Source organism: Levilactobacillus cerevisiae (assembly GCF_003946245.1).
GTDB classification, from domain to species: Bacteria; Bacillota; Bacilli; order Lactobacillales; family Lactobacillaceae; genus Levilactobacillus; species Levilactobacillus cerevisiae.
The window spans coordinates 26,489-51,181 of the sequence record NZ_RHNN01000016.1 but is presented as its reverse complement, the minus strand read 5'-3'; the positions used below and the strand labels follow the sequence as shown (position 1 = coordinate 51,181).

The 24,693-nt window shown below is 51.2% G+C and carries 20 protein-coding genes; 15 read left to right on the top strand and 5 right to left on the bottom strand.

The window, feature by feature from the left end; translation table 11 throughout:
• Nucleotides 1-89 precede the first annotated feature (89 nt).
• Nucleotides 90-2,276, top strand: a complete 2,187-nt coding sequence (locus tag EKM99_RS09145) for an L-type lectin family protein (RefSeq protein WP_125583052.1) — start codon at nucleotides 90-92, stop codon at nucleotides 2,274-2,276.
• A gap of 105 nt (nucleotides 2,277-2,381) precedes the next feature.
• Here the strand turns inward: EKM99_RS09145 and EKM99_RS09140 are convergent, their stop codons facing one another.
• The 3 genes from EKM99_RS09140 to EKM99_RS09130 form a co-directional block, all read right to left on the bottom strand.
• Entirely contained in the window at nucleotides 2,382-3,032 is a 651-nt protein-coding gene (locus tag EKM99_RS09140; RefSeq protein ID WP_125583050.1) for a TetR/AcrR family transcriptional regulator, read from the bottom strand.
• A gap of 465 nt (nucleotides 3,033-3,497) precedes the next feature.
• The gene (locus EKM99_RS09135; protein WP_125583047.1) at nucleotides 3,498-3,767 is read right to left on the bottom strand and encodes a hypothetical protein; all 270 of its coding nucleotides are present in this window, start codon (nucleotides 3,765-3,767) and stop codon (nucleotides 3,498-3,500) included.
• A gap of 205 nt (nucleotides 3,768-3,972) precedes the next feature.
• Nucleotides 3,973-4,923 (bottom strand): aldo/keto reductase, encoded by a 951-nt coding sequence (locus tag EKM99_RS09130; protein ID WP_125583045.1) that lies wholly within the window; start codon nucleotides 4,921-4,923, stop codon nucleotides 3,973-3,975.
• A gap of 228 nt (nucleotides 4,924-5,151) precedes the next feature.
• Here EKM99_RS09130 and EKM99_RS09125 point away from each other — a divergent pair, with 228 nt between their 5' ends.
• From EKM99_RS09125 to EKM99_RS09085, 9 genes are all read left to right on the top strand, one after another.
• A complete protein-coding gene (locus EKM99_RS09125; RefSeq protein ID WP_125583043.1) occupies nucleotides 5,152-5,910 on the top strand; it encodes an ABC transporter ATP-binding protein in 759 nt (252 codons plus the stop codon).
• 11 nt (nucleotides 5,911-5,921) lie between these two features.
• Complete coding sequence (locus EKM99_RS09120) at nucleotides 5,922-7,736, top strand: FtsX-like permease family protein (RefSeq protein WP_125583041.1); 1,815 nt, start codon at nucleotides 5,922-5,924, stop codon at nucleotides 7,734-7,736.
• A 36-nt stretch (nucleotides 7,737-7,772) separates the two neighbouring features.
• Entirely contained in the window at nucleotides 7,773-8,141 is a 369-nt protein-coding gene (locus EKM99_RS09115; RefSeq protein ID WP_125583039.1) for a GntR family transcriptional regulator, read from the top strand.
• 241 nt (nucleotides 8,142-8,382) lie between these two features.
• Nucleotides 8,383-8,787 (top strand): iron-sulfur cluster biosynthesis family protein, encoded by a 405-nt coding sequence (locus EKM99_RS09110; RefSeq protein WP_125583037.1) that lies wholly within the window; start codon nucleotides 8,383-8,385, stop codon nucleotides 8,785-8,787.
• A 122-nt stretch (nucleotides 8,788-8,909) separates the two neighbouring features.
• Nucleotides 8,910-9,104: a type II toxin-antitoxin system RelB/DinJ family antitoxin gene (locus EKM99_RS09105; RefSeq protein WP_125583035.1), complete on the top strand. Its 195-nt coding sequence runs from the start codon at nucleotides 8,910-8,912 to the stop codon at nucleotides 9,102-9,104.
• A 244-nt stretch (nucleotides 9,105-9,348) separates the two neighbouring features.
• Nucleotides 9,349-10,686 carry a collagen binding domain-containing protein gene (locus EKM99_RS09100; RefSeq protein ID WP_125583033.1) on the top strand — a complete coding sequence of 446 codons (1,338 nt, stop codon included), beginning with the start codon at nucleotides 9,349-9,351 and terminating at the stop codon, nucleotides 10,684-10,686.
• A 343-nt stretch (nucleotides 10,687-11,029) separates the two neighbouring features.
• A complete protein-coding gene (locus EKM99_RS09095; RefSeq protein ID WP_125583031.1) occupies nucleotides 11,030-12,823 on the top strand; it encodes a heavy metal translocating P-type ATPase in 1,794 nt (597 codons plus the stop codon).
• Between the two features lie 790 nt (nucleotides 12,824-13,613).
• Complete coding sequence (locus EKM99_RS09090; RefSeq protein ID WP_125583029.1) at nucleotides 13,614-15,149, top strand: multicopper oxidase family protein; 1,536 nt, start codon at nucleotides 13,614-13,616, stop codon at nucleotides 15,147-15,149.
• 807 nt (nucleotides 15,150-15,956) lie between these two features.
• Nucleotides 15,957-16,487: a hypothetical protein gene (locus EKM99_RS09085; protein WP_125583027.1), complete on the top strand. Its 531-nt coding sequence runs from the start codon at nucleotides 15,957-15,959 to the stop codon at nucleotides 16,485-16,487.
• A 44-nt stretch (nucleotides 16,488-16,531) separates the two neighbouring features.
• Here EKM99_RS09085 and EKM99_RS09080 read toward each other — a convergent pair whose 3' ends face one another.
• Nucleotides 16,532-16,870 (bottom strand): ArsR/SmtB family transcription factor, encoded by a 339-nt coding sequence (locus EKM99_RS09080; RefSeq protein ID WP_125583025.1) that lies wholly within the window; start codon nucleotides 16,868-16,870, stop codon nucleotides 16,532-16,534.
• Between the two features lie 71 nt (nucleotides 16,871-16,941).
• Here EKM99_RS09080 and EKM99_RS09075 point away from each other — a divergent pair, with 71 nt between their 5' ends.
• Nucleotides 16,942-17,544: a cadmium resistance transporter gene (locus tag EKM99_RS09075; RefSeq protein ID WP_225419827.1), complete on the top strand. Its 603-nt coding sequence runs from the start codon at nucleotides 16,942-16,944 to the stop codon at nucleotides 17,542-17,544.
• A gap of 69 nt (nucleotides 17,545-17,613) precedes the next feature.
• On the opposite strand, the gene EKM99_RS09070 is transcribed toward EKM99_RS09075, so the two are convergent.
• On the bottom strand, nucleotides 17,614-18,645 hold the full coding sequence (locus EKM99_RS09070; RefSeq protein WP_125583021.1) for a YeiH family protein: 1,032 nt from the start codon (nucleotides 18,643-18,645) through the stop codon (nucleotides 17,614-17,616).
• Nucleotides 18,646-18,836: 191 nt separating this feature from the next.
• Between EKM99_RS09070 and EKM99_RS09065 the strand changes: the two genes are divergently transcribed.
• The 4 genes from EKM99_RS09065 (at nucleotide 18,837) to EKM99_RS09050 (ending at nucleotide 24,176) form a co-directional block, all read left to right on the top strand.
• On the top strand, nucleotides 18,837-19,718 hold the full coding sequence (locus tag EKM99_RS09065) for a LysR family transcriptional regulator (protein WP_125583019.1): 882 nt from the start codon (nucleotides 18,837-18,839) through the stop codon (nucleotides 19,716-19,718).
• A gap of 761 nt (nucleotides 19,719-20,479) precedes the next feature.
• A complete protein-coding gene (locus tag EKM99_RS09060) occupies nucleotides 20,480-21,679 on the top strand; it encodes an MFS transporter (RefSeq protein ID WP_125583017.1) in 1,200 nt (399 codons plus the stop codon).
• Between the two features lie 643 nt (nucleotides 21,680-22,322).
• Nucleotides 22,323-22,757, top strand: coding sequence for a VOC family protein (locus tag EKM99_RS09055; RefSeq protein WP_125583015.1), 435 nt, complete (start codon nucleotides 22,323-22,325; stop codon nucleotides 22,755-22,757).
• A 558-nt stretch (nucleotides 22,758-23,315) separates the two neighbouring features.
• A complete protein-coding gene (locus EKM99_RS09050) occupies nucleotides 23,316-24,176 on the top strand; it encodes an AraC family transcriptional regulator (RefSeq protein ID WP_125583013.1) in 861 nt (286 codons plus the stop codon).
• Nucleotides 24,177-24,693: the final 517 nt, after the last annotated feature.

Genomic DNA, 24,693 nt, shown 5'->3' with positions numbered 1-24,693 from the left:
TGATCGTGTCAGTTAATTTGGTCAAACAACGACTAGGGCAGCCAAATGCGGGATGACGACGAACTGATGACCAAAAGGAGGGCGGGGGCTTGAAGGTTAAAAAGATATTATTGGGCATGATCATCGTCATCATAGGAATCAGTCTAAGTTGGGGGGCGGTCGGCCATGCTGAGTCTGAACTGTCACTGGCTCTACGTAAAGCACCACGGGGAGTTAAAATTGATGAGTATTTCAAATTTGGTAGTTTTGCTGGGAACTCGGCCAGCTTGGCGGCGACCGATTACGGGGAGAAACAAGCGGTTCAATTGACTAGTGATAGAAATCAGTTGGGAACGATTTGGACCAGCGACGCGTCGAAGATGAGTCTAAATAAGGATGAGACTGCGTCGATGTGGATGTATTTTGGTAACGGTGGGAATTTTGCGGGAGACACGGGAGATGGCATGGCCTTTGTGATGCAAAACGATAACAGGGGAACTGAGGCCACTTCGGTAGATACGAGCGGTAATCCGAGTCACGGTGAAACACTTGGTGTATGGGGGGACGACACGAATAATGGATATACCGATAATGTTGCCTTAGCCAAGTCGGCCGTCCAAAATAGTTGGGCATTGGAGTTTGATACCTATGTTAATATTTTTCCCAGTGACAGCCAACAGGATATGGTAAACGTCATTGACAAAGGTTTACCCACCTTTTTTGATTATGATTTTTTTAAAACTGCGCCGCATATAGCCTCAGCCTATCCTGGGAAGCCAGATACCTACGACATCAAGTATGTTGGGACAACTGGCCGACATTATGCAAAAATGAATCATAATGGTGTATTGACCAGTGATTATTACACGTATTGGACACTGACTGATGCGGCTTGGCACCACGTCACATTAGACTGGAATCATACAAAAAAGACGATGACGTATACTTTTAATGATAAACCACCTGTTTCGACAACGGGGCAGTCCACCGATAAAGAACTCAAGTCATACACGGCGCAACTGGACCTGGATGAACTTGATCCTAAAAAAACTGGTAAAATTCGATGGGGATTCACCGGTTCAACCGGTGCAAGCTATGAGACGAACTTAGTTGTTTTTGAAAAAGTACCAGGAATCGTTAACGCTGAATCCACGGCGCAATTAACGAACACAACTACTGGCAAAAAAGTGACTAGTAACGACAGTGTTAATGCTGGTGATCGCTTGCAACTCGATTATGATTTGCGCTATTTAGGCGGGCAGAAGAGCTGGAATAACATTGTGGCTAATCTGAAACTCCCTAAGAATGTGACCTTTACCTCGGGAACCGTGACCTATCAGAACGGCAAGCAAGAGACGATTGATCTGACACAGCTCGATGGTCAAGACCTCAAGACCACTTTGGGTCAGAACCTTTCGGAGAACAATGCCACAGCTACGTTGTCGTTGCAAGGCAAAGCCACGTCCACCTCTTCAAATGGCACGTCGGTTGCTGTGGCCGCCACGACGAGTAATTTCATTGGAGACAACGCGGTGACCGCGGCCCCATTAAATGGGTTTAAAGTGAGGGGCACGGTTTCTTACATGAGCATCGCGTTGACGGGGAATAGCATCAACGGTGAAACGAGTGTTAGTGCTGGTAAATCTGTCTCACTGACGGGGAAGGTAACCTACGATAGGGGATATCCCGACAGCAATGCGAACATCAAGCTACACGGCAATTTGAACGGGCGAACGTTGCCAGTGACGGCGCTCAGCAATTCAGATCAGCAAGGCGTTTTCACGTATACCGTTCCCAGTACAGCTTTACTTGATGGTCCGAACCGATTAACGCTATATGCGTCAGACAAAAATGGCAATACCAGCCGTAATGATGTGCAGTATGTCATTACGTTGGGCTCACTGAAATTAACTGTGGCCAGTCGGGTGGCGTTTACCGGGACTTTGACGGGGGCCCAACAAGAACTGACTAGTCCTGATAGCTGGGACGTCAACGTGACCAATAGTCTGGGATCTGGCATCAATTGGACGCTACAGGCAGCGGCCTCCAAATTTACAACTGGCGCTGACGGGACGGGCATGGCGTTACCTGCCAATCTTATCTACCAAGATGGCGAGAAGACGGCTAATTTGAGTCAAGGGACCGAGGAATTAGTGCATGACGATGCCGGTGGTGTGACGAACGTTTCCCAAAATTGGCATGGCCGACGGGGGCTCTTTTTAAGAGTAGGTAGTGGCGCTATGGTGGGGAACTACCGTGGCACGGTCACATGGAGTCTGGTGAATTCGGTCCAATAGGATGAGAAGAATCAGATTGATAATTGGCTACTGATTTTGAGAGAATATGCGGACAGAAAAAGGGATCCCCCACGAATGGCGGATCCCATAAAAATACCCCAATGACTAGGGCTGTAAAACTTTTTCCAGTTCGGCAACCAAATAGCTTGCCTCGACATCGTCATCCCAATTCCGGTTAGGAAAAAGAATGTAGCGGTCGAGGACGTAACCAACAATAACGGCAATCATGTAACGGAAGATTTCGTTAAAGGGCCAGTCAATGATGATCTTGTTTTTTTGCAAGAGAACGATGGTGTCCTTAAATGCCGCTATCAGTTCCTCCCGGGCGGTTTCAATGAATTCTTGGCGCAACGTTTCGTTGTACAGCAGTTCGCTAAAGAAGACCTTGATGGCGTCCTGATTATTCGCCGCAAAAGCCATGCGATTGCGGACAAAGAAATCCAGAAAGTCGTGGAGATTGGCGGCGGGATGATTCAGCGTTTCCTTCTTGAACTCCTGCTCAACGTCGGGCAGAATCTGATGAATGATCGGATCGAGCGCCGTCCGCAGAATGTTCGCTTTAGATTTGAAATGCTTAAACATGGTGCCTTCAGACTGGTGCGCAGCCTCAGCAATCTGGCGCGTACTGGTATTCGCATAACCTTGTTCCGCAAAAAGACGAATGCTGGTAATCAGCACGTCTTTTTGTTTTTGCGTCAGGTCCTCATTGGCCTGAACAACCTCAGGGAATTCATCCAAAATCTTTTTATTTGGCATGAGACTACCACCTTTTTTGGTTAAATCAATTTTTTGTTTAAGTGAATTATCATTGGAATGCTGCGTTGGGTGAAGAAAGAAGCGGGGCAAATCATTTGCGACGCAGGAATGGAACATTGTTGATGAATAGAATGCGGGGTAAATTTGTGTCAGCGTGTGAGTGACCAGAGGCAGGTCAAGGATTCCAGCTGTGTCGATGGCCTTAGTTGCGTGATTTTGCAACTTAGACCATGGGACGACCTTTGAGACTGGTGTATTTTACCAGGCTCAAAGGCGAGCTGGAAGACCGCTTTTCAGGCTGGAAGCGTTCCCCACAGCAGGAATCCTTGAACCTGCCGCCGGGAACGGAGGCGCTGATACAACCAGTTTAACCCGCACGGCAGTGGAATACTAGACTAAAAAACCGGTCTGTCTGTGTCCAGGACAGTCCGGCTTTTTAGATAGTCAGGGGATGAAACAAAATGTTTAGGCATTGTGGGTAGCCCCAACTTTGCGGTAAGCCAGGTAGAACTGGATGATGGCTAGGACCACATTGACCCAGTTAACTGCGGTGAACCAGCCGGCCAGAACGGCCACACTTGCAGCGCCGTAGAATACCCAGAAGCCTAAGATGATTGCAACCACGTTGATCCAACCAAACCATTTCATCAACTCGCGGTTGTCAGTCGCAAAACAAGTCCAAACTCCGTTAATAACTAACCAAGCAGCAAGAATCCAAAAAATAGTGGTAAACATGATTATAATCTCCCTTCCAAGTCTTCGAGCGAGTACTTACTCGCCCTCAAGAACAACTTCAGTTTACCACCAAAATAGAAAATGACAACCCTTTTTCCGAAAAAATTTGCGCAATGAAAAAGGCGACGCTGAGTCCCCAGGTTTACCAGGCATTGCGTCGTCTTTAACAGTTGAAATTAAATTTTCGATTTTTTAATGAGCTGGTTTATGGCAGGTAATTGCCAGCAGCGAAGTAGATGTCGTACCACTCCTGCTTGGTCAAGGTCACGTCGGCACCAGCCGCGCTATCCTTGATGTGAGCCGGGTTCATGGTACCCAACAGAACTTGGATGTTCGCCGGATGACGGAGAATCCAGGCCGTGGCAATCCCGTTCTTGGAGACGCCGTACTTGTCAGCGAGTTCCTGTAGTTTCTGGTTCAGTTCAGGATACTTCGGATCGTTGATGAACATCCCTTCAAACAGGCCGTACTGGAATGGCGACCAGGCTTGAATGGTAACGTGCTGCCGGCGAGAAAATTCTAGCAGTCCGCCGTCCGTTACGGCTGGGGCGTCGTCCATATTGACGCGCAAGCCTTCGGTAATCATTTGGGTGTGCGCGGCACCGAATTGTAATTGGTTAAACATTAACTTCTGGTCGACGGCTTCTTGAACCAGCAGGTATTGTTGCACGTTGAAGTTAGAAACCCCAAAGTGACGAACTTTGCCAGACCGTTGCAGGGTGTTAAAGGCATCCGCAATCTCAGCTGGTTCCATCAGTGGATCAGGCCGGTGTAACAGGAAGGCGTCTAAGTAATCGAGGCCCGTCCGTTCCAGAATGCCGTCAACGGAATCCAACAGGTGCTGCTTAGAAAAGTCGTAGCGTTGGCCAAAGACTAAGCCGTCGTGGCTCCGGCTTTGATCTAAAATGATGCCACCCTTGGACTGAATGTAAAAGTCATCACGCGACAGCCCTGATTTGGCAAAGGCTTCCTTGAATGTCCGCTCAGATTGACCATCACCGTAAATGTCGGCTGAGTCAATATAAGTAATGCCGGCTTCATGAGCGGCTTGTAAGGCTTTAACCGCGTCGTCCACGGACAACGTTGACATACGCATGATCCCCAGGGCAACGGCTGACGCTTGCCAGTCGGTCCCGCCTAATTGCAGTTGTTTCATCAGAAAAACTCCTTTGCATGACAGAATTAATGGTTACAAACTCCAGTGTACACGACTTGTTGTGAAAATTCGCGTGAGAGCCTTCGGTTGGGTTCACACGGTTTTGAACCCACTGAAACCACGGTTGGGGATAATGGCCTTGCAAAAAGTGTTGACAATTTTCGAAGAACCGTTATAGTTAATTACACAAGTAACTAACCAACAAACTTACATCTGGGGGATTTTATCATGACAACCAATACAGTGGTCAGCGTCAGTGGCCTTGAAAAAACTTACGGTAAAGCCAATGAACGGCAGTACACGGCCTTGAAGGGCTTGGATTTTACGGTCGACGCCGGAGAATTCGTCGGCATCATGGGGGCATCTGGTTCGGGGAAGACCACCTTGTTGAACATGCTCTCCACCCTCGACACGCCCACCAAGGGCGACGTAGTGGTCAACGGTCATGACGTGACCAAGATGCGGGGTAACCAGCTGGCTGATTTTCGGGCGCAAGAAGTCGGCTTCATTTTCCAAGACTTTAACCTGTTAGAGAGCCTGACGGCCGAAGAAAATATCGGCCTGCCACTGGCGTTGAAGGGGACACCGTCTAAGGTCATGGACCAAGCAATTCACGAAGTTGCGGAAACGCTGTCGATTGCGGACTTGTTGCAGAAGTATCCGGCTGAATTGTCTGGGGGCCAGCAGCAACGGGTCGCCGCGGCACGGGCCATTGTCCACCACCCAGCCATTTTAATGGGGGATGAACCCACTGGAGCGTTGGATTCGACGAGCGCACGGGAACTCTTGGATCTGCTGACGACCATCAACACGCAACAACAAATGTCCGTCTTGCTGGTCACCCACGATCCCTTCTCCGCGAGCTTCTGTCAACGGATTTTATTCATCAAGGACGGGCAAATTGGGTCAGAACTACGGCGGGGGTCGCAGGATCGGAGTGCTTTTTATCAAGGGATTCTGAACGAACTGGGCACGTTTAACGAGTAGGGGGAGTAGTCATGTTAGGAAAATTAGCCTTAGCCGGGATTAAGAACCGGCGGCGAGACTACTTGGTCTTGCTGGCGGGACTGACCATGTCGGCCGCCATCTTTTACATGTTCGCCAACCTGGCGACAAATCAGGCCTTTCTGAAAGCCAACGCGGCGGTTTCGTCCGCCAACGTTATCTTTGGTTTCGGGGCCGTGTTGTTGATCTTGATCACCGTGGTGTATATCATGTACGCCAACAGTTTTCTCCTGAGCATGCGCCAACACGATTACGGCCTGTTCATGATGCTCGGCGCCACGCGGAAACGGGTCGGGGAACTGGTCTTCTTGGAAACGCTGATCTTAGGGACCGTAGCCACAGCAATTGGGATTGCGCTGGGCCTATTGATGAGTAAGTTCTTAGTCGGTTTTCTGTTAAACATGCTGGGCCTGCACCTCAGCCACTTAACGGCGTTTTATCTCCCCGCAATCATCGCAACGGCCGTCCTCTACGTGGGCCTGTTTATCCTGGCCTCACTGTTCAACCTGGTCAAGCTGACCCGGACGACGGTGCTGAAATTGTTGCATAGCGATGAACTGGCCAATCAGCCCAAAGTAAAGCCCTTCCGCCAACTGGTCCAAGGTATCCTGGGAATTGTCTTTCTCGGCATCGGTTACTGGGCGTTGGCTGCAATCAAGGCCTTGCAGTTGCTGGCCATTCCGGTAGCGTTGGTGACCATTACGATTGGGACGTACCTGTTGTTCCGGGCAACTATTTTAATGGTGATTCGGGCGTTACGTCACACGAGTTGGGCCAAGAAACATTTGAACGGCTTCCTATTAGGCCAATTAAACTTCCGGGTGCACAATTACACGCGGGTGTTGACGATTGTGTCATTGCTCTTTGCCATGGCTCTGGGCGCCATTACGGTTGGTTCCGGGTATCACCGCCAGTTGCCGATGATGGCGCAAAAGGTGGGAACCTACACGGTGGCCGTCCACAATCCAACGGCGCGTCAGCACAAGCTGATCGGCCAGCTGCACGTGGCCTACCAGGCAACCTACACCCAGAAGCGTCAGGGGAAGACCGTCTATTACAACGCTGCCGAATTGCAGAAGCAGCCGGTTGAACTGCGGTCCTATACGAACTCGGGTAACCTGAATGATCAGAAATTGTACACGGAATCGCTGCAGAAATTCAAAAAATCCGGCACCAACGACCTGGATTTTCTCAGCCTAGCACTGGGCAAGGTCGGGGCCTACACACCAAAAATTTTGTCGGCTAAGCAGTTCACCCAACAATCTGGAAAAGTTGTGACGGTGACCACGATTCGGGTCAAGAATCTCCAACAAGATCTTGTCCCCCTGAAGAAGTTGAATCAGCTGGAAACGGCGCGCTACAGCCAACCGGGGAGTATGACGGTCGGCAATTACCAGAATTATGAGATGATGCTGGCCTTCTTCGGTGGGTTGGAATTCATCGGCTACTTCCTGGGAATCGCCTTCCTCGCCATGTTAGCATCTTGCCTGATGTTCAAGATTCTTTCCGGGGCGCCTGGCGACAAACGCCATTACCGCATGCTGTACAAGGTGGGGGTACGCCAGAGCCTGATGCGACACGGAATTGCAAAAGAAATTGGGATTTTATTCCTAATTCCTGGTATCATGGGAGTAATCGATGTTTTGTTCGGGCTCCAGATGTTTAAACCGCTGATGGCCGCGCCGATGAGCCCCTACCTGGGGATTGGCAGCACCTTCCTGATTTTTATTGGGCTGTACGCCATTTACTACCTCATCACGCTGGCGCTGTATTGGCGCATTGTGTTGCCCCAGGCACCGAACGACTAGCTGCGAAATGCACGCCAAAAGAATGTGGGAAATTGTATGAATTTTAACTTTGATAGTCCGGAACCGATTTACCTGCAGGTGGCCGAACAGATGGAAGATGCCATCTTTACCGGGATTTATCTGGCGGGTGAACAGGTGCCGTCGACGACTGAAATGTCCAAAGAATTTCATATTAACCCGGCGACGGCCTTGAAGGGCATGAACCGGCTGGTCACGGCGGGGATGATTGAGAAACGCCGGGGGCTGGGAATGTTTGTCACGCCGGCAGCCGAGAGCATGATTCGGGAAAAACGCCGATCAGAGTTCTCCCAACGCTACGTGGTGGGCTTTACCAGCGAGGCCAAGAAGCTCAACTTGTCGGAAGACGAGCTGATTGCTTTGGTGAAGCAGAGTTATGAAAGTTAGGAACCTGGTGCCGTGTCCATAGCGACTAGGGCGTCAGTAGAAGGTGATTCGCTTGTGTTGTGAGCGAATCACCTTTTTTCGTGGGCTTGCAGAAAGCAGCTTCTTTATTGTAAGCAAAATGGTTTACTTTCGGCGGCAGAAGTTGTATAAATAATTGTGTACAATAGACTTGTGCCGTTGGACGACGGCTAAGCAGGTCACAGATTTTTTCAGTACCGCGCTGAGAAAGAAGGATTAGAGCATGAAAATCACAATTAAAGCAGCCGCTAAGGCGTACTTGGCAGCCAACGTTCAACCGGACACGGTCCTGTTGTTGACGCTGGATGATGGGTCGAATCAGTACTCCACGTTGGGTGGGAGTTGTGCGATTGGGGACAAGTTCCAATTCGTTGCCTTGACCCAGGCGGACCCCAAGTATGGGATCGCCGTGGACAACGACGCTGGCTTGAACCTGTGGACCAACGCTGACACGGAACTGTATTTGAACAATGGCCTGATTTTGGATCGCGTGTTCAATCAATTGTCCCTGCGCGATGATACCGGTATCTTGGACAGCGCCGTGGGGATGATCACCTACACCGCCGAAGAAAAATCTGACTTGGATTTGAAGAAAGAAATGCAGACGCTGGGAACGCGTATCTGCTAGATATTCGTGGGACTCGCTGAGGTGACTACTCGGCGAGTCTTTTTGAGCCAATTGTTAGGGGACACCCGCTTGAACGGGTATAACTTAGGTATGAAGTGAAGTTCCTAAGGAGGCGCGAAAAGATGTGTAGTGACAAGAAGCTGATTCAAGTTGATCTGGACAAAGCATTGGTTAATCAAGCGATGGCGGTATTTTCCGAGTTGGGCTTAACGCAAACGACTGCCGTGACCGCCTTTTTTGAAAAAGTTGTTGCCGAGGGTGGGATGCCATTTGACCGAGAATTATCGCCAGCGCAACGGGCAACGCAGTCTTTTTGAGGAGACGGCAAGTGCGCCCGTTCACGAATTTAAGAATGCCCAGGAGGTTCAACAGTGGTTAGGTGAAGACGACTGAGATTGCTAGGGAGTCCGTTGCCTGCCTGGTTTTTGCGTGACTTACCGGTATCTAGGAGAAACGCCAAAACGCTTCCCCCAATTTACAAGACCTGTCTAGCAACTGTTGCCAACCCTCCCGTGAGGCGCGTATACTCATATTACGTAAATGTTACGGGAGGGGATTTTTTTGAACAAGAATAGTAAAGTTTGGCGACTACTCATCGGATTGTTTAGTTTAGTCTTTGTGTTAGTCGTCAGCCAAGTTGCGACACCCGCACAAGCGGCGACCAACCACAACGGGGCCGATTTCACGACCTCGGCCAGCGTCACCAACGGGCCGGACTTCAAGCATGCCGACACGATTGATATTCAGTACAACCTGAGCTTTGGAAGTACGCCCATTAACAATGGCGATACCATTACGCTCGACTTTCCAGCGAATCTAAAGGGCAAGACGCCCGGCGATACGTTTAACGTGACCGACCACGATGGCACCGTCATTGGGACCGCCGTTGTTTCCGACACGGGGGTGGTCATCACCATGAACAGCGCGCTCGAAGGCAAGACCAACGACAAATTAACGCTGAACCTGGCCACCAAGTACCGCTACGACGACACGGGTGAGCAGGATGTTGTTTTCCCATTGGAGAATAACGGCAGCAGTACCTCACAAATTAACATCGTGTCCAATCAGGCCAACCTTTCCAAGAAGGGGGTTATTCAGGACAACGGGACCATCAAGTGGACCATCCTGGTTAACCGGCAAGAGATCGACATGAAAAACTTAGATATCATCGATACGATTGGCGCCAACCAGGAACTGATCCACGGGGTGACCGTCAGCAATGCCCACTGGAACAGCAGTACCAGTTACACCCGGGAAAAACCGGCGATGACTGAGGGCACTGATTACAACGTTACATACAACGACAATGGCTTTGACCTCTCGTTTGCTAATACTGTCAGCAATCTGGTCACCATTGACTACTACACTAAGGTGACCGACCCATCCTTGATCGACTCCGGCTATAAATTTAGAAATAATGCCGTGATGACCTGGGGTGGCGGGAGCACAGGTGGCAAGCATTCCGAAGAGGCTAACGGGAAGGTTTCCTCCTCTAAGGGCAACAGTGGTTCCGGGAGCGGTGACGTGAACGAGACCAACGAAGAGGAAGACGACGAAGACACCGGGACCATTGATGTCGACGGCGGTACCGAAACCGATGCCGAAGAAGCTGCTCGTGAAGAGAAGGAACAGGCGGCTACCGAAAAAGAAACGGCTGCTAAGAAGGCTGCCAAAGCGAAAAAGGCCGCAGCGAAGAAAGCTGCCGCAGCTAAAGCCACAGCTGCCAAGGCCAAGAAAGCCGCAGCAGCCACGGCCACACAAACGCCCGGCACCACAACCACGGCTAAGAATACCAAGTTGCCCCAAACCCAAGAAGCTAACGGCCAATCCGCTAGTGTGCTGGGTGTGACGGTCTTCCTGGCAACCTTAGGCGGCGCGGTGATTCGCCGACGTTTCTAAAATTCAATCATGTTAGGTGGGCGTGTCCATTATCTTGCAGATGATGGGGGCGCCTTTTTAGCAGAGAGTGTGACAAAAGGCGGTTAGCTGGTGAGCATTAAGGCTGATAGCCGGATAATCCCGGGTTTGGATTATTTGGCTATCCCTTTTAAGCGGAGCCCGCTGCCTTTGGTCGCACGTTTCAACAATATAGCTTTGAAGAGACAACACGAGTCGGGGGTTATGTCCCAGACTGCAGGCACCTGCCACCCGGTTATATTTGGTAAACGGGAGGTGTGGTAAAAATCACAAGCTCTGCTATACTCAAGTTACCACCAAAATAGTTTCATGGGGAGGGGATTTCATGCAACAACTACGTCAATACAAACAGTTTTGGTTTGTGATTATTTTAGGGGCAATTGCCTTGTGGCTTCAATTTGTGAGTCACCAGGCGGGTTACGCCCAAATCCTCATCACCGGACTGGGCGTGCTACTGGCCCTGTTGATGTTTGTCGAGATGGTGAAGACCTTGCGCTCCGGTAAATTCGGGGTGGATTTACTCGCAATCACCGCGGTGGTGGCGACGCTGGCCGTGGGGGAATACTGGGCAGCGTTGATTGTCTTACTGATGCTGACCGGGGGTGATGCGCTGGAAGACTTTGCCGCACAGCGGGCCAACAGTGAACTCCAAGAATTGCTCAACAACTCACCACAGTCGGCGCATAAGGCGGACGGCGACACGATTACCGACGTTGCCATTCACACCGTTGATGTGGGGGACCGACTGTTAGTCAAGCCGGGTGAAGTCATGCCAGTCGATGGCACGCTCCAGACCGGACCGACGACGGTCAACGAAGCGTCACTGACCGGTGAAGCGCGGCCGATTGAGAAGCAGGCCGGCGACACCGTCATGTCCGGGAGTGTCAACGGTGAAGCGTCTGTCTACCTGCTTGCCGACCAGACGGCTGATAACAGTCAGTATCAAAACATTGTGCGGCTGGTGAAGCAGGCCGAATCGCAACCCGCTAAATTTGTGCGGATGGCCGACCGCTACGCCGTACCCTTTACCCTGTTGGCCTACGTCATTGCCGGGATTGCCTGGTACTTGTCGGGCGACCCGGTCCGGCTGGCGGAAGTCCTGGTCGTGGCGTCACCGTGTCCCTTAATTTTAGCGGCGCCGATTGCGCTGATTTCGGGGATGAGCCGGGCCAGTCGAAACGGAATTATCGTGAAGACTGGGACCACGCTGGAAAAATTAGCGCAGGTCAAGACGTTTGCGTTTGATAAAACCGGGACGATTACCCAAGGAAAATTAGTGGTCGACCAGGTTGTCCCCCTTTCCGCCGTGCCTAAGGAAACGTTGCTCCAATTGGCGGCCAGCGCTGAACAGCACTCCGGCCACGTGTTGGCGCAGTCGTTAGTGGCGGCCAATGACGCGCCCCTGTTAACGGCGACTGAGGTCAACGAAACCACTGCCCAAGGCGTCCAAGCGACCATCAACGGCCAGGTTGTGCGCGCGGGGAAGGCCGAGTTCGTGACCGACCAACCCGTAGAAAAGCCGGATCAAACGGCGGTCTACGTATCGGCTGCCGGCATTTATCAAGGCTACGTCAGCTTTAGCGACCGCGTGCGGCCAGAAGCTGCGGCCACGATGACCGATTTGCACCGGTTAGGCGTGAAAAACCTGTTGATGATTTCCGGTGACCGGGAACCAATCGCCAAACAAATTGCCAGTGAAGTCGGGATTGATCAGGTCCACGCGGAATGTTTACCGGCAGATAAAATTAAGGTGCTGGCGCAATTGCCGACGCCAGAACGGCCAGTTGCCATGGTCGGGGATGGCATCAACGACGCGCCATCGCTGGCCACCGCTGATGTGGGTATCGCCATGGGTGCGCACGGTGCCACCGCGGCCAGCGAATCGGCCGATGCCGTCGTGTTGAAGGATGATTTGACCCGGGTCAGCGCGGCTCGTGGCATTGCCCACGATACCATGCGAATCGCCCGCCAAGCCGTGATGATTGGGATCATCATCTGTACGGTGTTGATGCTGATTGCCAGCTTTGGCGTGATTCCGGCGATTATCGGGGCCGTGTTCCAGGAGGTGGTGGATACGGTCACCATCCTCTACGCCCTCCGCGCCCGTACTGATCGGTAGTGTTACCTTCGCCTGCGGTGATTTAAGCATGCTAACCCGTGGGGAACGGCCGAAGCCAAAAGGCGGTCTTCGGCCTCGCCCTCAAGCCTCACAAAATCGTGAGTCTCGAGGACGTCCATGGTGTAAGGCCGAGTAAACTCGACCTAACGCCATTTTCACGGGCGAGCCTGCTTAATCACCTCCGGCTAACACTACCGTTCAGTGTGATTACTCCAGTTATCAAATGGGTGGGAGATGTGGGGACCGGTTAAAGCCTGAAGAGCGGTCTTTAACCTCGCTTTGAACCTGCGAAATGCGCAGTTTCAAAGGCGTCCCACGCTGTAAGGCCGGGAAATCACCGACCAACAGCGTCGACACGGGCTTCAGTCCCTGTCCACCTCCGGCTAACACTACCGCTCAGTGTGGTTACTCCTATTGTTTCATGTGCGGGAGATGTGGGGAACGGCCGAAGCCAAAGTGCGGTCTTCGGCCTCGCCCTCAAGCCTCACAAAATCGTGAGTCTCGAGGACGTCCATGGTGTCAGGCCGAGTAAACTCGACCTAACGCCATTTACACGGGTAAGCCTGCTAATCACCTCCGGCTAACACTACCGTTCAGTGTGGTTACTCCTGTTATTGTGAAGCGGTTCATTTAATCTGAACTTTTATGGAAGGGCTGACACAAATTTGTTGGTCCTTTTTATTTCGGCTCGTCCCCTTGAACCTTGGGCGGATACTTTTCCTCTACTAGTGAATGCGGTATCATTGATGTGGAGATATTTGCTTAAATAATCGAAGAGGAGTCTGAGGACATGACAAGATCACTTAACACTGATTATTTCTTTGATAAAGCGGCATATAACACGCATGACGGGGGTTATGTTCCACTGGAGGAGGCCAAGATTCCGGAACAGCCTTTACGGATTCCGCCACTCTTGAAGCCAGATAAAGAAACGGCAACGGATACTTACTATACCGTTATTGCCCAGGCTGGCGAGACCCAGCTGTTACCCGGTAAGAAGACGAAGACCTGGGGCTACAACGGCTCATTGTTGGGGCAAACAGTTGTCTTTGCCAAGGGTAAAACCATGCATATTGATTTGAAAAATGAGTTGCCAGAACTGACGACGTTCCACTGGCACGGGTTAAACGTTCCCGGTCCCTACACTGACGGCGGTTGTCACGCTCCCGTTTACCCGGGGAAGACGCGGCACATTGATTTCAAAGTGGATCAACCCGCCGCAACGCTGTGGCTCCACGCCCATCCGTGCCCATCAACGGCCGAACAAGTTTGGCGTGGTCTAGCAGGCTTGGCATTAGTGACCGATGAAACGGAAGCCAAATTGCCATTCCCACACGATTATGGTATTGATGATATTCCGTTGGTCTTGCAGGACCGGCGTTTCCATGAAGACAATCAGTGGGATTATGAAGCTGATTATGATCCGGACGGCGTTCAAGGCCCAACCGCGATGATTAACGGAACCATCAACCCGTACTTTGATGTTTCTACGCAGCGACTACGGTTGCGGATCTTAGATGGTGCCAACCGGCGTGAATGGCGGTTACATTTTAGCGACGACCTGCCATTTACGCAGATTGCCTCTGACGGCGGCGTGCTACCGGAACCCGTTGACTTCACCCATTTGATGTTGACCTGTGCTGAACGGGCTGAAATCATTGTGGACTTTGGCAAGGTAACACCGGGGAAGACGGTCACCCTGTACAGCGACGATGTACCGCTGGTGCGTTTCCGCGTTCACGATTTTGTGGCGGACGACACGCAGTTGCCTGACCATTTGGTAGATATTCCCAACCCTGACGTGACGCCGGATACACCAGTCCGGAAGGTGGTCATGTCTGGGATGGACGAAGCGGTCATGATCGACGGTAAGAAATTTGAAATGCAACGGATCGACGCCCGCCAAAAAGTTGGCAACGTTGAACTCTGGGACATTTCCAACACGAACGATATGGCGAGTGGGATGGTTCACCCGTTCCACATGCACGGCACTCAATTCCTAGTGTTATCGCGAAATGGCCATGAGCCTTACGCCAACGAGCACGGCTTGAAGGACACGGTCGGTGTGAACCCTGGCGAAACGGTGCGCATCAAAGTCTGGTTCGAGCATACCGGTGTCTACATGTACCACTGCCACATCATTGAGCACGAAGACGGTGGCATGATGGCGCAAATTGAGGCCTACGACCCAGACCACCCGAAGACCTATAAGCTGATGGATATGGATACGTTAATGAAGGCGGTCGCAGAAGAGCGCGGCATTGACGTTAAAGACCTGAAGCTGGCCGGGATGAGTTCTTATGAGAAGATGGGAATGAAGATGTAGAGAGTGCGGAGCGATCCGATTAGACTCTGAGCATTAGAGGAATACGACGTTTCTGTTCGGCTATGCCGGACAGGGACGCCGTATTTTTCTAAGCGGAAGAGTCTGGCTCGCGTAGCACGTTTCAAAAGCTGCCAGTATCGGGATCGAGTGGCGAGAGCAAGTCAAACGCCCTAAGTCAGTATGACGTGAAATATCAAAGTCGGACAGGAGTTCTTGGGCTTTTTAAGCGCAGGAGTCTGGCTCGCGTAGCACGTTTCGAAAGCAGCCAGTATTGGGATAGAATGGCGAGAGCAAGTCAAACGTACTAAGTCAGTATAGGTTGAAACATCTATGCCGGACAGGGACGCCGTATTTTTCTAAGCGGAAGAGTCTGGCTCACGTAGCACGTTTCAAAAGCCGCCAGTATCGGGATAGAATGGCGAGAGCAAGTCAAACGCCCTAAGTCAGTATGGCTTGAAATATCAAAGTCGGACAGGAGTTCTTGGGCTTTTTAAGCGCAGGAGTCTGGCTCGCGTAGCACGTTTCAAAAGCCGCCAGTATCGGGATAGAATGGCGAGAGCAAGTCAAACGCACTAAGTCAGTATAAATTGAGGTATCAAAGTCGGACAGGAGTTCTTGGGCTTTCTAAGCGCAGGGACCTGCCCCGCGTAGGACGTGAGGAATACCACTTAAAGCCATTTGTGATTCTACGAGAGACTCAGGAAAGAACATAATAATTATCAGTAGAAATAATATTGAACAGAAACAATATTTGGGGGATAATATTGTTTGTAAGAAAAATTGTCAGGTGGAGGAGATTCTATAAATTTGAAGCAACGTAGTTTTGTATTGGTGTTGGCTTTGTCAGTGATGGTTGGCTTAGGACTGGCGGTAACAACATCAAATCAAGTGGCGTATGCCAAAACACAAACAACGATGAAGAAGTTTCCTAAGAGCATTCGGGGAACCTGGTACAGTTATCAGTTCCACAAAATGTATCGGTACAAAATCACCGCAAAAAAGATTGTTGGATCAGATTTTGTCAATCGACTACATTCGCGAAGCGTGACATATACCATAAAAAATAATGTTAAAATGACCCATCCAACTTGGGTGACAGCGGGAATATTCACGCTTAGCAACCACGAGCGTTGGGTTAACGTGATGGGGTGGTACCAAACTGCTGGTGATGGCATCTCCTATCGGCGGGTCACACACAAAATTGGTGGTCAGAAACACGCTATCTTACAAATGGCTAGTGGCGCTGGTTTCTGGACTGGTGGGCATGGGTACCACAGTAAGCACCTTGCTAAGAAATACAGCAATCATTACTTTAAAGGTGAACGTAAAAATCCATAACCACAAAACAAAAACCGTTCGGAATCCAATCATTCCAAACGGTTTTATTGTCCATGTTTCTTCCCGCGCAACACGTGATCCACGTGCGCCAGGGTTTCATTCACGATATCTAAGATATGGGGATCATCCAATTGATAAAAACTCTGCTTGCCCACACGCCGGGAGGAGACCAATTGTTCCTTCTTCAATAGGGCCAATTGATGGGACACCACGGACTGTTCCACCGTCAACAGGGCACTGAGCTCACTGACGTTCAACTCTTTTTGTTCCAGCAGGTAGAGAATTTGCAGGCGGGTGGTATTACTTAACAGTTTGAAAATATCTTGCGACGCGCCCAATGCGGGGGCGGCGATTAATTTTACAGTTTTTGCGGAATCCAACATAAAAAGCTTGCTCCTTTCATATGAACATGATAACATATGTTGTAGATAACATGTATGGGGAGATGGGTTATATGAAAACAATTTTAACTGGTGTGACGGCCTACATTTCGACCGGATTAGACTACTTAATTATTCTAATGGTAATCTTCGGCCGCGTAAAGCATCAAGACCGCTGGTTGGTCCTGATTGGTGATTTTTTGGGCACAATTATTTTAGTCGGGAGTTCCTTAGCGATTTCATTTTTCCTGGGATTTGTCCCAGCACCGTGGCTACTCGGTTTTCTGGGGCTGATTCCCATCTACTTAGGGATCAAGCTGTGGGTCGCCGGGGATGACGACGATACCGATGACATTGCGGCGAAGGTGGCCGATCCTAAACGGTTGATTTGGAGTGTCGCGTTAATCACAATGGCCACTTGTGGGGCGGACAACGTGGGAATCTACGTGCCCATCTTCACGACCGTTGCGCCGAGTGAAATTCCGCTGATTCTCTTAACGTTTGCTGTGATGGTCGTGATTTTCTGGGAAATCGGTTACCGGTTGGCCTGCCTGCCTAAAGTGGCGGAGGTCCTGGAAAAGCAGGGGCGGTACATCACGATTGCCGTCTACATCTTGATTGGATTGTACATCATGTGGGACAGCAGTACGTTCCAGCATTTACTAAGCTTTATGTGAGTTTCAATAAATTGGCAATCAAAAACGCCGTGACCACCTGCAAATGGGGTGGCCACGGCGTTTTGCGTTTTAGAAAAAGAGTTTACTAGCGATGGTGACCCCGGTCAGGAGGACGACCGAAGACAGGGTGGCGGCGAGAAAGGCGTTACCCCCCCGCTGGAAAATCACGCGGAAGTTGACGCTCATCCCCAGCGCTGCCATGGCCATCCCCAAGAAGATGTAGGCCAGCTTGAACAGTGCGGCTAGCGCAGCGGTGCCGAGCGGAATCCAGGTACCGATGATACTGGTCAACAGAAAACCAGCCATGAACCAGGGAATCGGCAACTTTGTCGGACCGTCGTTGGTGGTTGAACCGGCCGTTTGCTTTTGGTACCACCAGCCGATGATCAGTGCCGCGGGGGCCAGTAGGAGGACCCGGGATAATTTGGTAATGATGGCCGTGTCCAAACTGACCGGGCCACCAGCACTCCCGGCGGCAACGGCGTGGGCAATTTCGTGGAGCGATCCCCCCGTCATGACGCCAAATTGCACGGCGGTCAGGTGCAGCAACGGTTTCAAGCCAATTTCAATCAAGGTGAAGACGGTCCCCAAGATGGCCACGATGGCGACGGCCAAGACTTCGTTTTCGCGTTGGCGTTCGGCCTTTTCGGGGCTGACTTTGATCTGTGGGGAGACACCCATGACGGCCGCGGCGCCACAGATACTGGTCCCGGTGGCGGTCAAAATGGCGAGCTCGCGGTCGACGCCCAGCTTGCGGCTGAGGTTATAGGTCAGAAGAATCATGCCAGTGACGACCACAGCAGCGAGTGTAATGGTTTTGACGCCGGCTTGGGCGAGTTGCACGAGGTTTAATTTGAAGCCTAAAAGAATAATACCTAAGCGTAAAAACTTATTGCTGATGAAGCCGATACCTTCACGGTTGGCGTTGACGGCACGGGGCGCCAGTTGTAAGGCCATCCCCAGCAACAGGGCGATGACGAGCGCACCCACTAAGTTCAAGTAGGGCAGTTGTGCCAGCTCGCTGCCGGCCACCGCGCACACGAGGGTCAGGCCAGCCGCGCCCCAAAAGCTACGCGTGGCCATGGTTGTTCGAATATCCAATTGAATCTCCTCCTCAAAACATCTTTCTGATTTAAGCTGCGTGTCGGGGGGAAATGGCTCTCCACGCCTAACGCACTTTCGTAATCTCTCAAGCAAGTATTAGTTTACTGGAAACTCGTTATAAGATAAAATTGGGATATTTAATAATCCCATAAATTTAGCTTATAATAAAAGTAAAGAGGTACTTAAGCATGTTAGACAATCGGTATCAAACACTGTTAGTCCTGGTCCAAACCAAGTCGTATACCCAAACGGCGCGGCAACTGTTCATCACCCAACCGGCCGTTTCCCAACAGATTAAGAGCTTGGAGACGGAGCTAAACGTGGAATTGGTCCACTACGAACGGCCCCACTTGACCATCACACCGGCCGGGCACACGTTGGCGGCGTTCGTCCAGCGCGTTCAGGTCCAGGCGGACAAGGTCGTCACCAGCTTGCAACACCCGCAGATTCAACGGCAACTCACGTTTAGCACCACGCTGTCGCTGAGTGAGTTTCTCGCGCCCCAGCTGATTCGGCTCCTCCAAGAGCAAGCGGATTATCGCAGCGTGACCTGTCAGGTGACCAACACCCAGGCGGCCTTGGCGGCGATTGACGATGGCAGGAGTGACTTTGCCTTGATCGAAGGTAACTTTGACAAAACGCGCTACGATTACCAAATTGTGCGGGAGGAACCCTTCGTTGGGGTGATTGCCGCTGATCAGCCGGTTGCCCAGCAATCCACGGTGAGTTGGCGTGATTTGACGCCGTACCCGTTGTTGGTGCGCGAGGCGGGGTCCGGCAGTCGGGAAATCTTGGTGAGCCTGGCGCAAGCGGCCAACGTGACCCTGGATGAATTCAGGCAGCTCATCACCGTCAATAATCCCGCGGCGATTCGTCAATTGTTGTTGCGGGGCGCGGGCATCAGCTTCGTGTACCGCTCGGTGGTGGCGGACGAGTTGGCTAGTGGAAAATTGAAGGTCTTGCCCTTACCGGCCGGGCACCTGTTGCACGATTTGGATGTAGTGTACGCCCGTGACAGCGTCTTCGCCGGCAACTACCAGCATTGGGCCAACGCACTGGGTCGGGGGTAAACGTGTTTGATTGCGCCTTACCGGGCGGCGAAAACAATCCGGAACGCTGGGGGCGGACGTCTGAAGCCGAAGGGCGGTCTTCAGACTTGCTTTGAGCCTCAAAATTCGAGTCTCAAAGACGCCATATAATGCGCTGCCGCCCAGCAAATCCCACGGCTTGGCTCATTTGCACCGCCCTCACGGCTTAGACACGTTTAGCCCGCGTTCTGAGCGCTAATTCGGCTAGCTATGGCAGCGGTTGGTGAGGTTTTAGCAGGATTTTTGGTTGAAATTAGCTCAACTCGTGAGGATGGTGTAGGCAGATTAGGTTGAAACCAAAGACCTAATCCTTATGCTGGCGTACAGAAATTAGTGTTCTCATGCTACCTCGATAGAATTTTAATTGAAGATAACCATGTGGAAACGATTAGGTGCACCGTGTTTTCCGGGCTAAATCCGTGTAAGCCGGAGGGTTGGTGAAAATGGGCTAAGCCGTGGGAATTGCCTTAGTGGCGCCAGCCGCTTAGGCAATTGGTATCTTTGAGACGCGCCTCTAAGCGGCTCAAAGTAAGCCCGGAGACCGCCCTTTGGCTCCGGGCGTCCGCCCACAGCGTTCCACCCCAATTTTCACCAGCCCGGAGGCGCAGCAAACACACAATTTAACCCAAAAGAAAATAAAGGTTGCGCCTATGATTCTTTGAGCGTAAGATTAGACAACTGTCATCAAATATTGTTATTATTATAATATTGTTGTCAAAATCTCAGAGAAGGGGTGAGCCACCGTGACGAAAAAAACGAAACGGGCCATTTTTATCTTAATCTTTAGTGAATTTTTAGTGTGTTTAGGAATCAGTTTGATCATACCGGTCATGCCATTCTTGAAGACGGAACTGCATTTATCCGCAACCGATATGGGTGTGATGAACGCCCTATTTGCCTTCGCCCAGTTCGTGGCGTCACCCCTGATTGGGCGACTGTCCGACAAAATTGGGCGGAAACCCGTCCTGACAGCGGGGTTATTCCTGTTCATGGTCTCCGAAGTCCTTTTTGCGTTGACCAATTACTTGTGGGTCTTCGATATTTCGCGGCTAATTGGTGGGTTGTCCGCCGCGATGGTGGTGCCAACTGCCATGGCGTTAGCGTCCGACATCACCACGAAACGCCAGCGAGCCAAAGTCATTGGTTGGCTGTCTGCGGCATTTAGTGGGGGCCTCATCTTGGGACCTGGTATCGGTGGTATCCTGGCTGGAATCAGCTATAAGACGCCTTTCTGGGTGGCTGGTGCCCTGGGCCTGATCAGTGCAATCGTGCTAATCAGCCTGTTGCCAAATGACGTGGAAACGGGTCGCGTGGTTGAAGCACGCGATGAAAACGCGGAACCGTCTGCACACCCGATGACCCGGGCGTTTTGGACCGTACCCATCATCATTTTATTTACCATGATTCTGGTGTCTTCCTTTGGCCTGCAAGGGTTTGAAAGTATCTACAGTATCTACGTTAATGAGGTCTTCAACTTTAGTCTGAGCAACATTGCGTTGGTCTTGACGTTGAACGGGCTGATTTCCCTGTTCCTACAGGTCGCGATGTTCGATACGCTGGTTAGCAAATTCGGCGAGCGGCGGGTCATCCGGATGTGTTTCTTCCTGGCGGCCATCTGCACGATTTGGATTACGCAGGCGCACACCAAGATTGAAGTCATGATTGCCACGCTAGTTATTTTCTCGGCGTTCGACCTGTTGCGGCCAGCGATTACGACCCTGTTGACGAAGGCCAGTGAATCTGACCAGGGGCTGATCAACGGACTAAACATGTCGCTGACCAGCATCGGGAACATCGTCGGCCCCATCATGTCGGGGATGTTGCTTGATTGGAACACGCATTCACCATACCTGGTCGTCTCCGGGTTCCTGATTGTGTCCTACCTGATGGCGTTCCTGCTGAAACGACCAGAGAGTTTGCGTTCCAAGCAGTCCACGGAGTAACGTTGGGAAGCGGTCGTCACTGATGGATTATCTGTAAAATTAATCAAAGCCAATCCAGAAAAATTTGGGTTGGCTTTTTAAGTGCTAGCCTAAAATTGTCACCTGCGGCTGCCAGAGATTCCGGCTGCTATGGGGAGCGCCTGCGGCCTGGGAAACGGTCCTCCGGCTCGGTTTGAAGCCTGTCCAAAACCGACAGTCTCCAAACGCGTCCCACGACGTAACCTGAGAAGATCGCTCAGCTAACGTCGTCGACACAGCTGCCTCCATCTCTGTCCTCCTCCGGTTATGATTGTTTTTTCAATATGACATTGATGTGAACAACGCTGGATTGGCAACGTTTGTCTACGGTTGTTGGGTACTGTCTATGTAGGCGTGAGTGAGCCAAATTTAGGCTCAGCCGTGGGATTTTCCATGTGGTCTTCTTTGAAAATGGCGACTTTGAAACGCGGGTTCGGCGGTTCAAAGCGAGCAGGTAGACCGTTTCTCAGGCTACCCGCGTCCTTCCCACAGCGTTCCGGCCTAAATTTGGCGAACGGTAAGCCGGCAGGTTTAGACAATGTTGCCGATGTCTTAGCGAAGCAGATTGTTGCACTGCGGTGAGCATTCAGGGATAATGAAGGAAACGTTTCCAGGAGGGATTTTGATGAACCGGATTAATCTGATTTGTTTAGGCGTGCGTGACATGGCGTCATCGTTGTCGTTTTACCGGAGTATTGGCTTTCAGACCATGGAGCGCGAGGCCCAGCCACCCATCGTGTTCTTTGACAACGAGGGCTCTAAGCTAGAACTGTTTCCGCTGGCGGATTTGGCCAAAGATATCAATGCCGCTAATCCCCCGGAACGGGCTGGACAGAGTTTCCCCGGAATCACGTTGGCTTGTAACTTTAAAGACAAGGCTGCGGTGGACAACGTGTTTAGATTGGTCAAACAGAATGGTGGCGCCATTGCTAAAGAACCAGCTATGACTGATTGGGGCGGCTACAGTGGTTACTTCCAGGACCTCGACGGCTATTACTGGGAAGCGGCGTACGGCCCGGACTGGGAATTCGACGAACAAAACATGCTGGTTATTCCTTAGCGTTGCCGCCAGTTGCCTAACATATTTGGTAGCGATGGCCACCCACAATTTCTGATCACGAAAAAAGTCACGCCCCCAAAGCGTGACTTTTACTTTATCCCCCAAAGACTCCGATGGCCAATACCTATCCTGCTGGTGATTCTTCCGGTCACTCCCCCCGAAATGACCGGAAAAATCAGACTTGCACGTTGGAAGTGTCAATGGTTTGGCCGTTGCCCCCACAACGACGAAACTTTGCGGTCTGATTTTTTTGAAAAGAATGATCTGGTTACGGCCCAAATCATTCAAAACAGTTGAGCGGTGGAACAGGCACTTCCCCTTAAGTGATTGCCCCACAATCGTAGAATCCGATCAATGGTCAGGTCCGCGACTTTTCAACGCCCATCCGTATGTTACAAGTCCATTATATCGAGGATATCCTGAATCGGTAATCCAATAATCTAATGATTACATTACTAAATTTAACCCTAAATTCACTAGACGTGGTATGCTATTAAATGAAGAATTAGATAAATTGGTCTATCTCAGCCGGAACTAACAGAATTGGGGGTAGCTGGTATGCCACGGCCGTATCATGAACGTTTAAACTTTAAGACAGTCTTACCGTTGCGGGTCATCTCGCATGGGACTTGTGGACCTAAGATGGTGTTGCCACATTGGCACCAAGCCGTTGAATTGGCCTATGCCTATCGCGGGCATCCGGGCACGGTTCACATTGGGAGCTCAACCTATGAAATGGCGGAGGAGCATTTGTACGTCGTCAATTCCGAGGTCGTTCATAGCTATGAGACATTTTTAGATGAAAACAATCAGGTGGTCACACTTTTAATGCCACAGGCCTGGTTGCGTCAGGTGGTTGCAGATAAGCAACTACCGATTTGGGGACCGTTAGACTTGGATTTAACGGCGGAACCGTATCAGGAATTGGGCCGATCCGTCCGCACATTGGCAACCAACGCGGTGACGGAGCCCGAGGCCCGGGCAGATTACTTGGCGAGTCTAGGTGCGGAGTATCAGTTGGTGGGACAACTGTTGAAACACTTAACGGTCAATGGCCAGGTCACCAGTGATCAGTTGCCGTTACCGGACCCGTTGCGTCAAGCCGTCTCCGAGATTCAAGAAAACTTCGGCCAGGCGGTCTCAATTGCCGACCTAGCCGAAAAACTGAACTATTCGAGCGTCTACTTTTCCCGGTACTTCAAGGAGTACATGGGTATTTCACCCAAGGCCTACCTGGGCCAGATTCGTTTGGAACGGGCGACCCAGTTGTTAATGACCTCGCAAGAATCCATCCAAAGCATCGCCATGCGAACGGGCTTTCGGACGGAGAAAAATTTTTTTGTGACCTTCAAACAACATTACCAAATGACACCAAAGACCTACCGCGAGAAGTACGCGGCGGAACAGTCTTGGTCTTAGACAGTGGCAATTGGGTAGGTATAACATCATTAATTTCAGGTAAATTTGACCATCAGCCTAAAACCGAAGTGATCAGATGCTTGCCAGCGAAAAATTGGGGCACAAGTGTGAGTGACCAGAGGCGGGACAAGGATTCCAGCTGTGTCGATGGCCTTAGCTGAGTGATTTTTCTCAGCTTAGACCATGGGACGACCTTTGAGACTGGTGGTTTTTGCCAGGCTTAAAGGCGAGTTGGAAGACTGGTTTTTAGTCTGGAAGCGTTCCCCACAGCAGGAATCCTTGAACCCGCCGCCGGGAACGGGCCAGTTCGCACCAATTTTCCGACTGGCAAGGCGTCTTTGAGACGCGACTTGGGCGGCTTAAAGGCAAGCTGGAAGACCGCTTCCCAGGCTTTCAGCGTCCTTCCGCCAGCGTTCCAGTCTCATTTTTTCCGCCCGGCAAGGCGATGTGGCGCGGGCTTAGGCCGCGTTAACGTTGCTTGTCGGTGGGATTTATGGTAAACTACCCTAACATGTCA